Below are 11097 nucleotides of genomic sequence, written 5' to 3'. Positions count from 1 at the left end.
GGTCGGCGGCGGGGTCGGGGGCGGCGGGGTGGTCGGCGGCGGGGTCGTGGGCGGCGCAGTGGTCGGCGGCGCGGTGGTCGGCGGCGGCGTGGTGGACGCGAACTGGCTGAAGAACCGCCAGATCTCCCCCGACGTCCAGGTCCGCGAGTCGTTCGGGCTGGACGACCCGTCGACCGGGCTGGGGGTGTGGTCACCGTCGAACGCGGCCCACTGCACCGGGTAGCCCTCGCGGCAGCCGGAGTACGTGGTGGTGATGTGGGTGAGGCTGCCCCGGCTCGGCTCGCGCGGGCTCTGCGCGGTGCAGCCGTTGTTGCGGACGAACGTGTCGCGCAGCGACCGGCCCATGGAGATGTTCAGCACGCTGTCGTAGATGCCGTGGATGCCGAAGTAGGCGACCGGCTGGGTGCCGCCGTTGCAGCCGCTGAGGTTGGCGCCGGAGATGACGGTGACCGCGCGGACGATCGTGGGCCGGGCGCAGGCCACCGCGTAGCTCATCGCTCCGCCGTAGCTCCAGCCGAGCGCGAACCGCTGGGACGTGTCCACGCAGAGGTCGTTCTCGATCTGTCGGGAGATGTCGTCGAACAGCGTCAGGTCCCGGCCGTTGGTGTTGGCCCAGCCGTTGTCGATGCCCTGCGGCGCGACGAAGATCGTGCTGTTGTTCGACAGCGGCAGCAGGCCGTAGTAGCCGGCCGAGGCGACGTTGTTCGCCGAGCCGTTCAGCCAGTGGAACCCGAAGATCAGCCGGTACGGACGGTTGCGGTCGTACCCGTCCGGGATGCGCAGGATGTAGCTGCGGTTCTGCCCGCCGCTGGAGATGGTGCGCGTCCCGCTGGACAGCGTGGGCGCCTTGCCGCAGCCGGCGGTCGCCGCGAGCGTGCCGTTCGTCGACGCCTGCGCCGTCTCGCCGAGACCGGCGCTGAGCGCGCCGCCGGCCGCCGCCGCGAGGAGCACGGCCGCGGCGGCGATGGATGAGAGAAGGGATGTTCGTTTCGCCATTGCTGGACTCCTTGCCCTGGGTGGTGGTGCAGGCCGGACCGTCCGTCGATGCCGACGTCGCCTGCGAAGAGGGCGCGGAGCCGCGCGTGCGGCCGGGGCCGAAGTCGTCCGTTGGCCGCCTGCGTCGGCGTGCATCGGCGGAGCGGCCCGGACTGGTCACCGACCGGCGGGGCGGCGAGGAAGGTGCCCTCGGGTCGCCTTGCCGATTGCGGGGGTGACGGGGAGCGTGCCCTTCGCTCCCGTGCCGGAACATAGCAGGTTATCGATAACATGTTCAACCGGCCGGGTCCGGAGGGATGCCGGGTGGGCCGCCGGGTGAGCGCTCACAGGAGCGGGTGGCGCCGGCGTCGCCGCCTGCTCAGGCGCGGTCGGCCAGAGCCGGCAGATCGCAGCCGGCGAGGGCGTCCGGCTGGGGTACGCGGGCGAGGTCCGCCTCGGCGAGCCCGAGCCGCCGGTACGCGGTGTGCAGCGCCGCGACCACGGCGCCCAGCGCGCCGGAGAGGTCACCGAGTTCCGCGCCGTGCACTGTCGCCTCGGCGGCGGGCACGATCTCGTGCAGCCGTCCGCGCAGCCGGACCAGGTCGGGTGTGAGCGCGTGGGAGATGCCGCCGCCGAGGACGATCACCTCCGGCTCGTACGCGACCACCGCCGCGGTGAGGATGACCAGCAGCGCCTGCTCGACGTACTGCCGGACCGGCGCCAGGCGCGGGTCGGCCGAGCGGAACACGTCGGCCGCGTTGTCGAACGACAGGCCGAGCTCGCGGGCGCGGGCGAGGATGCCGGACCCGCTGATGATCCGTTCGAGCGGCGCGCCGAGCGGACCGGCGGGCAGGTGGCCGAACTCGCCGACCAGGCCGCTGCGGCCCCGGAACAGTCGGCGGTCGATCGCCACGCCGGCGCCGAGCCCTGCCCCGATGGTGAGCATCACCGCGGTCTGCGCGTCCCGGGCGGCGCCGAAGCGCAACTCCCCGAGCAGCGCGTAGTTGGAGTCGTTGTCCACCTCGACCGCGGTGCCCAGGTGCTTCTCCAGCAGCCGCAGGAACTGCGGATCCTCCACCTGTGGCAGGTTCGGGGCGTTGGAGACCGCGCGGTCGCCCTGCCGGACGGCGCCGGGCAGGCCCACCGCGACGCAGTCGAGCCGCTCCCGGTCGGCGCCGACGGTCGCGACGATCAGGTCGGCCAGCCACTGGGCCAGCCGGGGGGCGTCGTAGTCGGCGGGCGTGGGCACGGTCCGGCCGGTCAGCGGCTCGGCGGCGAGGTCGGCGACCACCAGCCGGACGTTGGAGCCACCGACGTCGACCCCGCAGACGACGCCGCGTCCGGCGGCGATCGCCACCTGGGTGGCCCGCCGGCCCCGGGCGGTGGTCGGCGCGCCGTCGGTCTCGGTCAGCAACCCTTCGTCGAGCAGTTGTTCCACGATGCGCGACACGGTGGCGGGGGAGAGGTCGGTCTCGTGGCCGATGGCCGTGCGGCTCACCGGACCGTGGGTCAGCACGTGGGCCAGCACTGTGGACCGGTTCGCCGCCCGGGGTGCTCGAGATTCCACGCCCACCTCCGCCGATTTTATTTCCGCCCGAATGTTAAAGCCGCGCCGCCTCCCCGGCAACCCCCGGCGCGTGTCGCCCGGCATCGGTGCGCGGTGGACATCGAGGCCCGTCTTCCCGCCGCCTCACGCGGGCGTGAAAGCCCAGGTCAAGCGCTATGGCGGTGGCTCGGAACGAGTGGGAGGAATCTCTGACCAGCACTCTTGACGGAGTGTGATGACCGCGATAATACTTTCACCCTGAACGGAAATAGAGGTCGCCGGCCCCCAGGGACGGCGGCGGGTGCCCCCGCACGCGCCGTGCCGGTCGCATCGGACCCCCGTGTCAGTCCGGAATCACCGGTTCCAGACCCCGTTGCTGTGAAGGGAAGAGCAATGATTCTCAGCCGTAGACGTGGTGCCGCCCTCGGCGCGCTCTGCGCCCTGGCGCTCATGGTCGGCGCCTGCTCGAACGAGACCTCCGGGAGCGGCGGCGCGTCGAGCGGCCCGCGTACCGAACCCAGCCTGTCGTTCGTCGGCCCCGGCGGCGAGACGCCGACCGCCGCCGACCAGCTCTCGCTCACCCCCGAGGAGCGGCAGAAGGTCAAGGACGGCGAGTACTCCGCCGCCTTCGTCTGGCACGAGGGCTCCGCGCTGACCAAGGCCGTGGAGTCCGGCGTCCGCAAGGAGTTCGACCAGCTCGGCATCAAGGTGCTGGCCAGCACCAGCGCCGAGTTCGACGCGGCCCGGCAGGCCAACAACGTGCAGACCGTCCTGGCGCTCAAGCCCGACCTGATCGTCACCATCGCGGTCGACCCGACCGCGGCGGCCGCGGCCTTCAAGCCCGCCGTGGACGCCGGCGTCAAGCTCGTCGTGATGACCACCCCGCCGAAGGGCTACAAGTCCGGCGAGCAGATCGTCGGCATCGTCACCGCCGACCTGACCGCGTTCGGCAAGGCAAACGCGGAGATGCTCGGCAAGGCGCTCGGCGGCAAGGGCAAGGTCGGCTACGTCTACCACGACGCCGACTTCTGGTTCACCAACCAGCGGGACAAGGCGTTCAAGGACTGGCTGGGCTACCTCTACCCGGACATCGAGATCGTCGAGGAGGCCGGGTTCTCCGACCCGGCGCGTACCGAGGACATCGCCACCGCGATGCTGACCCGCCACGCCGACCTCAAGGGCGTCTACGTCGCCTGGGCCACCGCCGCCGAGGGCGTGCTCGCCGCGACCCGCCAGCAGGGCCGCACCGACGTCAAGATCGTCACGAACGACCTGGAGGCGAACCTCGCCGCCGACATGGTCAAGGGCGGCAACGTCGCCGGCGTCGTCGCCAACGGCTCGACCCGCCTCGGCGAGAACCTGGGCGTCGTCGCCGCGTACGGCCTGCTCGGCAAGAAGGCCCCGGAACTGGTCGTCGGATCGCCGATGGCCGCCACCAAGGACAACATCGCCGACGCCTGGCGCGACGACTACGGCCAGGAGCCCCCGGCCGAGGTGCTCGGCAACTGACGCCGGGCCGTGAGGTCCGGGGCCTCCCCGAACGGGCCCCGGACCTCGCCGGACGCGGCCCGGCCCACCGCCGGGCCCGCGACCACCGCGAGACGAGAGGAAGAAGCACATGGGGTACGTCCAGACAGTCCTCGGGCCGGTGCCTCCCGAGTCGCTCGGCCGGGTGCTGAGCCACGAGCACCTCGGCGCGCTGGTGCCCGGGCCGTGGCTGTCCGGCGGCACCGGGGACGACCGCGCCGACCTCGCCGCCGACGCGGTGAGCGGCCTGCCGGAGCTGGGCTTCGGCACGATCGTGGACCTGTCCCCGTACGAGGTGGTCGGTCACGACGTGACGCTGCTGCGTGACGTGGCCCGGCGTACCGGCCTGCACGTGGTCGCCGGATCGGCGATCTACCTGGAGCCGTACTCCCCGGGCTGGGCGCTGACCGCGAGCGTCGACGAGATGCGTGAGCGCTTCGTCGCCGACGCCACGATCGGCGTCGGGGACACCGGGATCAAGGTGGGCATCTTCGGCGAGCAGGCCACCGGCCTCGACGAGATCACCCCGCACGAGGAGAAGTGCCTGCGCGCCGCCGCCCGCGCCCACGTCGCCACCGGCCTGGCGGTGAACACCCACACCACCCACGGCACGATGGCGCTGGAGCAGGTCGAGATCCTGCGCGAGGAGAAGGCCGACCTCTCCCGCGTCGTCATCGGCCACCTGGACATCAACCCCGACCCGGACTACCTGCGGGCCGTGCTGGCCACCGGCGTGAACATCGCCTTCGACACGCTCGGCAAGCAGTTCTGGGACTTCGTGCTCGCCCCGCTGCCGGACAACCCGCCGGAGGGCGAGTTCGCCAAGCGCGCGTACCACCGGCCCGACCGGGCCCGGCTGTACATGCTCGCCGGACTGGTCAGGGACGGCTACGCCGACCGGATCCTGCTCTCGATGGACCTGACCGGCGCCGAGGCGTACCTGAACCCGGGCACGCACGGCCGCCTCGGGTACTCGTACCTGGGCGCGGAGATCGTGCCGGGTCTCGCCCGGCTCGGTGTGCCGCCGGAGGCGATCGACCAGATGCTGGTGGCCAACCCGGCCCGGCTCCTGACGGTCGGCTGATGGCCGCGCATCCGCGTCGGTCCGGCTACGTCGCCGGCGTCGACCTCGGCGGCACCAAGCTGCGGGCCGCGCTGGCCGACCTCGACGGTCTCATCGTGGACGAGCAGGTGCAGCCGACCGATCCCCGGGGCGGTACGGCGGTCGCCGCGCAGATCGACGCGCTGCTGCGCGAGCTGGCCGTCCGGGCCGGCGTCGCCTGGACCGACGTGCGGGCCAGCGCGATCGGCCTGCCCGGCGTACCCGACCCGGCGACCGGCGCCATCGAGCTGTCGCCGAACGTCTCCGACCTGGAGGCCCTCGACGTGCGGGCCGAGCTGACCCGCCGGCTGGGCCACCCGGTCGTGCTGGACAACGACGTCAACATGGCCGCCGCCGGCGAGCAGTGGCTGGGCAGCGGGCGTACCCACAGGCACTTCGTGTTCGTGGCGGTCGGCACCGGTGTCGGCATGGGCATCGTGCTCAACGGCGAGCTGGTCCGCGGCGCGCGCGGCGCGGCCGGGGAGATCTCCTACCTGCCCCTGGGCACCGACCCGTTCGACAAGGACAACCAGGTGAAGGGCGCGCTGGAGGAGGCGGTCGCCGGCGCGGCCCTCGCCGCCCGCTACCGGGCGGTGTCCGGCGAGCAGGCGAGCGTGCCCGACGTCTTCGACCGGGCCGCGGCCGGTGACCCGGACGCCCTCGCGGCCATCGACGAGGAGGCCCGGCTGATCGCCCTGGCCGTCGTCGCGGTCGCCGCCGTCCTGGACCCGGAGGCGGTCGTCCTGGGCGGCGGCATCGGCTCCCGCGCCGAACTCGTCGAACCGGTCCGGCGCTGGGTCGCCGCGCTCAGCGCGGACGCCCCGTTGATCAAGACCAGCCGGCTCGGCGACCGGGCCGGCCTGCTCGGCGCCGTCGCGGTCGCCCGCCGGGAGGCCGGCGTACGCGACGACTCACCGGCCCACCGGAACACCTCTTTCCAGACAGCGGAGGGACGATAGATGACCCACACGGATGCGGCGGTGAAGACCAGCGCCGTCCCGGCCTGGCGCCGGATCAACTGGCGCGACTACGTGGTCTACATCGGCTTCGCGGTCGTGTTCCTGTTCTTCGCCGTCACCCAGGGCAGCAACGGCTTCCTGACCACGAGCAACCTCACCAACATCGTCATCCAGACCGCGCCGATCACGATCATGGCGGTCGGGCTGGTCTTCGTACTGGCCGCCGGTGAGATCGACCTGTCCATCGGGTCGGTCGTCGCGCTCTCCGCGCTCGTCGGCGCGGTGACGTTGCGCGAGACCGACAGCATGCTGCTCGGCGTGGCCGCGGGCCTCGCCGCCGGCGCGGCGGTCGGCCTGGTCAACGGCGTCTTCGTGACCCTCGTGCGGCTGCCCAGCTTCCTGGTCACACTCGCCACCATGGGCGCGGTGGCCGGTCTGGCCCGCGAGGTCACCGGCCTGCAGTCGGTGCCGGTCAGCAACGACGCGTTCCTGTCCTTCTTCGGCCAGGGCGAGATCCTCGGCATCCCCGGCCTGGTGCTCTGGTCGGTGGCGGCGGCAGTGGTCGGCTACCTCGTGCTGCGGCAGACCCGGTACGGCGCGCACACGCTCGCCATCGGCGACAACGTCGCGGCGGCCCGGGTCAGCGGCATCAAGGTGATCCGCGTCAAGATCATGGTGCTGATGGGCAGCGCGATGTGCGCCGCGCTCGCCGGCCTGCTGTACGCCGGCCGCCTCCAGGGCGCCCGGTACACCCTCGGCGAGGCCGACCTGATGTCCGTGATCGCCGCCGTGATCGTGGGCGGGACCAGCCTCTTCGGCGGCAAGGGCTCGATCGTCGGCGCGGTGCTGGGCAGCCTGCTGATGGGCATGCTCAACAACGGCCTGATCCTGGCCGGCCTGTCCGTGTCGCAGCAGATGATGGCGCGCGGCGCGATCATCCTGGTGGCCGTCTCCCTCTCGCTGCGCGAGCGGCGAAGCTGACCCGGAAGGAAGCACACGCATGTTTCTGGACCTGCTCCGACGCCGCAACCCGGGCCTGCTCGCCGCCGCCGCGAACCTGCACGGCAGCGGTGACCTGCCGGCCAACTGCTACGCGCTGGACCTCGACACGGTCGCCGCGAACGCCGCCGCCATCCGGGGCGAGGCCGACCGGTACGGGCTGTCGGTCTACGCCATGACCAAGCAGGTCGGGCGCAACCCCGACTTCTGCCGGACGGTCCGCGACGCGGGCATCACCGAGGCGGTCGGCGTCGACCTGCAGTGCGCGCTCGCCGACCGGCACGGCGGGCTCGGCATCGGTCACCTCGGTCACCTGGTGCAGATCCCCCGGCACGAGGCGGCGGTCGCCGCCGCGCTCGCGCCCGCGTACTGGACGGTCTTCAACGACGCCAAGGCCGCCGAGGCGGCCGCCGCGAGTGCGGCGGCCGGGCGGGAGCAGGCGCTGCTCGCGCGGATCGCGGCCCTCGGCGACCGGTTCTACCGGGGGCACGAGGGCGGCTGGCCGGCCGAGGAGGTCGTCGCTGTCGCCCACCGGCTCGACGCCCTCGACGGCGCCCGGTTCGCCGGGGTCACCAGCTTCCCGACCCAGCTGTTCGACACGGCCACCGGGCGGGTCGTGCCGACGCCCAACCTCGGCACCCTGCAACGCGCCGCCGCGGCCTTGCGCGCCGCCGGGTGGTCGCACGTCGAGATCAACGCCCCGGGTACGACCTCGGCGGCGATCCTGGCGACGCTGGCCGAGGCGGGCGTGACGCAGGTCGAACCCGGCCACGGGCTCACCGGCACCACACCCTGGCACGCGGTCACCGACCTGGTCGAGGAGCCCGCGGTGCTCTACGTCAGCGAGGTGTCCCACCTGTGGGACGGGCGGGCGTACGTCTTCGGCGGCGGCCTCTACGTCGACCCGGTGCTGGGCCTGGGCGGCACCCGGGCGCTGATCGTCCCCCGGGGCGGTGGTCTCGACGACGCGTACCTGGTCGACGTGGAGATGCCCGCGCCGGAGGCGATCGACTACTACGCGATGGCCGACGTGAGGGCGGCGCCGGGCGTCGCGCCCGGCGACACGGTCCTGTTCGGCTTCCGGCCGCAGGCGTTCGTCACGCGGGCGCTGACGGCGGGCGTGACCGGCGTCCGGTCGGGCGCCCCGGCCGTGGCCGGCGTGTACGCCGCCGACGGTTCGGCGCCGATCGGCCTGGACGACATCGACGCGGTCGACGGCCCCGGCGCCGGCAACCACACCGCTCGCAGCGCAGGGAGGGCATGATGAGCACGGTCACCGACAAGACCGACGCGACCAGGGCGGGCGCCCCGCCGCTGCGGTTGCGCGGCATCCGTAAGCAGTTCGGCGGCGTCGTCGCGATCGAGCGCTTCGACCTGGAACTGGCCGCCGGCCAGATCACCGCGCTGGTCGGCGACAACGGCGCCGGCAAGTCCACGCTCGTGAAGATCATCTCGGGGGTGTACCAGCCGACCGAGGGCGAGTTGGAGATGCACGGGCGGCCGGTGACGTTCCGGGACGCCTCCGACGCCCGCCGGCAGGGCGTCGAGGTGGTCTACCAGGATCTGGCCCTGGCCGACTCGCAACCGGTCTACATGAACATGTTCCTGGGCCGGGAACTCACCCGCGGTCCGCTGCGGCTGCTCGACCGGCGCCGGATGGCCCGGGAGACGCAGGAGCTGGTGGACGCGCTGGACGTGCGGATCCCCAGCGCGAAGGCGACCATCCGCGACCTGTCCGGCGGCCAGCGGCAGGCGGTGGCGATCTGCCGCGCCACCCACTGGGCCAGCGGCCTGGTGCTGATGGACGAGCCGACCGCGGCGCTGGGCGTGGCCGAGACCGCCAAGGTGGAGCAGCTGATCCTGAAGCTGCGGGAGCGGGGCGCGGCCGTGCTCGTCGTCAGCCACAACCTGGACCAGGTGTTCCGCATCGCCGATCGGGTGGCGGTGCTGCGCCGGGGACGCCAGGTCGGCGTTCGCGGCATCACCGAGACCAGCCGTAACGAGATCGTCTCGATGATCACCGGCGCGTCCGAGGAGAGCGGCCGGCCCTGAACCCGCGCGAACCACCGCGCGAGACGACGACCCCGGGTGTCCCTCCCGGGGTCGTCGGCGTTCCGGCCCTGTTCGCGGCGCCGTGCGTAACGATTCTGTGAACCCCTGTGAACGCTGACAGTCGGGTCATCCCGCACTTCGGGAGCGCTTTCATTTCGTTGCGCGGCCGTGTTCACTGAACACCGTTCACCCTATTGTTCACTGGTGCTAAATCCGGTAGAACTCCTGGTAGGTCCGCTGCTCGGGCCATCTGCCTCGTGCTTCTAGGAGGACTTCTCATGGCTCGTTCACCCCGTCCGGGCGCCTCCTCGCCCGCGCTCTCCCGTCGTGGCGTCCTGCAGTTGGGTGGCGGCGTCGCGCTCCTGTTCGCCACCGGCGCCTGCGCCGCGGACAGCGGTGACAAGTCCACGGACGGCAAGTCCGGCGGCGACGCCGCCAAGACGCTGCGCATCGCGGTCTCCAGCTACCTGTCGAGCTGGGACCAGGACTTCGTCGGCTTCGACCTGACCGCGCTGATGCTCTACAAGAACGTCTTCCCGTACCTGGTCGACTACGGGGTCACCAACGCCGGTGGCAGCCAGATCCTCGACACCCAGAACATCACCCCGACGTTCGCCGAGTCGTTCGAGCCGGACGCCGAGCAGAAGGTGTGGACGCTCAAGCTGCGCCGCGGCGTGAAGTTCGCCAGCGGCAACGAGATGAAGGCCGCCGACGTCAAGTGGTCGAAGGACCGCGCGTTCGCCGCCCAGGCCAACGTCGCAGGCGTCTACCGCACCATCGGCCTCACCAGCGCCGACCAGGTCAAGGTCGTCGACGACTACACGGTGGAGTTCCACCAGGCGTTCCCGAGCGCACTGACCCGCCAGATCCAGGCGATCTCGCTGTACGTCTTCGACTCCGTCGAGGCCAAGAAGCGCGCCAGCGCCAGCGACCCCTGGGCCAAGGACTGGTTCGCGAAGAACCCGCCGACCGGCGGCTACTTCAACGTCGCCAAGGCCACCCAGGGCCAGGAGATCGAACTCAGCGCGAACACCGGCTACCCGGGCCCCGACCCGGCCAAGACGCCGACCATCCGGATCTCGGTCGTGCCGGCCGCCTCCAACCAGCGGCTCCAGCTCCAGGCCGGCGACATCGACATCGCCCTGGGCATCAGCCAGCGCGACATCCAGGACCTGAAGAAGGCCCCGGGCATCAAGGTCATCTCGGCGGCCAGCAACCGCCAGGTCGCCATCCAGATGTCGGTCACCGCGGCGCCGTTCAACGACGTGAACGTGCGCAAGGCGCTCGCCTACGCGGTGCCCTACGAGCAGATCATCAACAACGTGTACGGCGGCGACGCCCGCGCGGCCAAGAGCCCCGTCCCGCTGGACATGCCCGGCTACGACGAGAGCGGCTACCCGTTCACCTACGACCTGGACAAGGCGAAGGCCGCCATGGCCGCCGCCGGCCGGGCGTCGCTCGACTCCGAGCTGGTCTTCGAGGCCGACAACGAGGAGCAGCAGAAGATCGCCGTCCAGGTGCAGAGCGAGGCGGCCAAGGCCGGCATCCGGCTCAAGCTGACCCCGCTGGACCCGGCCACCCTCGGCGAGCGGCGGACCAAGAAGAACATCCCGCTCCAGATCACCTCCGGGCAGCTCTGGGTGGACGACGTCGAGTACATGCTGGCGACGAGCTTCGTCAAGGGCGCCAACCTCAACTACTCGAACTACAGCAACCCGGAGATCGAGCAGATCTACGAGAAGTCGCACACCACAGTCGACACGGGCGCTCGCAACGCGCTGTGGAAGCGGGTCCAGGAGATCCTCGCCGCCGACGTGCCGTGGGTGGTCATCTGCCAGCCCAACTTCAACCTGCCCGTCCGGGAATCCGTCGCCGGCTGGGTGCAGCCGATGGATGGCCTCGCCCGCCTGCGCTACCTGAGCGCTTCGGCCTAGGGA

At 71.9% G+C, this 11097-nt stretch carries 9 protein-coding genes; 7 read left to right on the top strand and 2 right to left on the bottom strand.

The features are described 5' to 3' along the window. On the bottom strand, positions 1-996 hold a 996-nt coding region (locus tag F8279_RS19240), incomplete at its 3' end, for a PHB depolymerase family esterase (RefSeq protein WP_151500664.1). A 358-nt stretch (positions 997-1354) separates the two neighbouring features. Further along, positions 1355-2542: an ROK family transcriptional regulator gene (locus F8279_RS19235; RefSeq protein WP_091427982.1), complete on the bottom strand. Its 1188-nt coding sequence runs from the start codon at positions 2540-2542 to the stop codon at positions 1355-1357. A 372-nt stretch (positions 2543-2914) separates the two neighbouring features. Here F8279_RS19235 and F8279_RS19230 point away from each other — a divergent pair, with 372 nt between their 5' ends. The 7 genes from F8279_RS19230 (at position 2915) to F8279_RS19200 (ending at position 11094) form a co-directional block, all read left to right on the top strand. Then, complete coding sequence (locus F8279_RS19230) at positions 2915-4030, top strand: substrate-binding domain-containing protein (protein WP_091427902.1); 1116 nt, start codon at positions 2915-2917, stop codon at positions 4028-4030. Positions 4031-4139: 109 nt separating this feature from the next. Beyond that, positions 4140-5132 (top strand): phosphotriesterase, encoded by a 993-nt coding sequence (locus F8279_RS19225; RefSeq protein ID WP_151500663.1) that lies wholly within the window; start codon positions 4140-4142, stop codon positions 5130-5132. Beyond that, positions 5132-6109: an ROK family protein gene (locus tag F8279_RS19220; RefSeq protein ID WP_151500662.1), complete on the top strand. Its 978-nt coding sequence runs from the start codon at positions 5132-5134 to the stop codon at positions 6107-6109. Before F8279_RS19225 ends, F8279_RS19220 begins: the two co-directional genes overlap by 1 nt. After that, the gene (locus tag F8279_RS19215) at positions 6110-7090 is read left to right on the top strand and encodes an ABC transporter permease (protein ID WP_091427908.1); all 981 of its coding nucleotides are present in this window, start codon (positions 6110-6112) and stop codon (positions 7088-7090) included. 19 nt (positions 7091-7109) lie between these two features. Then, positions 7110-8372 (top strand): alanine racemase, encoded by a 1263-nt coding sequence (locus tag F8279_RS19210; protein ID WP_151500661.1) that lies wholly within the window; start codon positions 7110-7112, stop codon positions 8370-8372. Continuing rightward, positions 8372-9160 carry an ATP-binding cassette domain-containing protein gene (locus F8279_RS19205; protein WP_091427911.1) on the top strand — a complete coding sequence of 263 codons (789 nt, stop codon included), beginning with the start codon at positions 8372-8374 and terminating at the stop codon, positions 9158-9160. The genes F8279_RS19210 and F8279_RS19205 overlap by 1 nt, the downstream gene beginning before the upstream one ends. A gap of 278 nt (positions 9161-9438) precedes the next feature. Beyond that, entirely contained in the window at positions 9439-11094 is a 1656-nt protein-coding gene (locus F8279_RS19200) for an ABC transporter substrate-binding protein (protein WP_151500660.1), read from the top strand. Positions 11095-11097 lie beyond the last annotated feature (3 nt).

The organism is Micromonospora sp. AMSO1212t (assembly GCF_008868145.1).
GTDB classification, from domain to species: Bacteria; Actinomycetota; Actinomycetes; order Mycobacteriales; family Micromonosporaceae; genus Micromonospora; species Micromonospora tulbaghiae.
This window is presented reverse-complemented; position numbering and strand designations above follow the sequence as displayed.

What these genes read in the sequence shown, in the direction of transcription:
- F8279_RS19230 (WP_091427902.1), top strand. Translation starts at nt 2,915, where the DNA reads ATGATTCTCAGCCGTAGACGTGGTGCCGCCCTCGGCGCGCTCTGCGCC.
- F8279_RS19210 (WP_151500661.1), top strand. Translation starts at nt 7,110, where the DNA reads ATGTTTCTGGACCTGCTCCGACGCCGCAACCCGGGCCTGCTCGCCGCC.
- F8279_RS19205 (WP_091427911.1), top strand. Translation starts at nt 8,372, where the DNA reads ATGAGCACGGTCACCGACAAGACCGACGCGACCAGGGCGGGCGCCCCG.
- F8279_RS19215 (WP_091427908.1), top strand. Translation starts at nt 6,110, where the DNA reads ATGACCCACACGGATGCGGCGGTGAAGACCAGCGCCGTCCCGGCCTGG.
- F8279_RS19220 (WP_151500662.1), top strand. Translation starts at nt 5,132, where the DNA reads ATGGCCGCGCATCCGCGTCGGTCCGGCTACGTCGCCGGCGTCGACCTC.
- F8279_RS19225 (WP_151500663.1), top strand. Translation starts at nt 4,140, where the DNA reads ATGGGGTACGTCCAGACAGTCCTCGGGCCGGTGCCTCCCGAGTCGCTC.
- F8279_RS19200 (WP_151500660.1), top strand. Translation starts at nt 9,439, where the DNA reads ATGGCTCGTTCACCCCGTCCGGGCGCCTCCTCGCCCGCGCTCTCCCGT.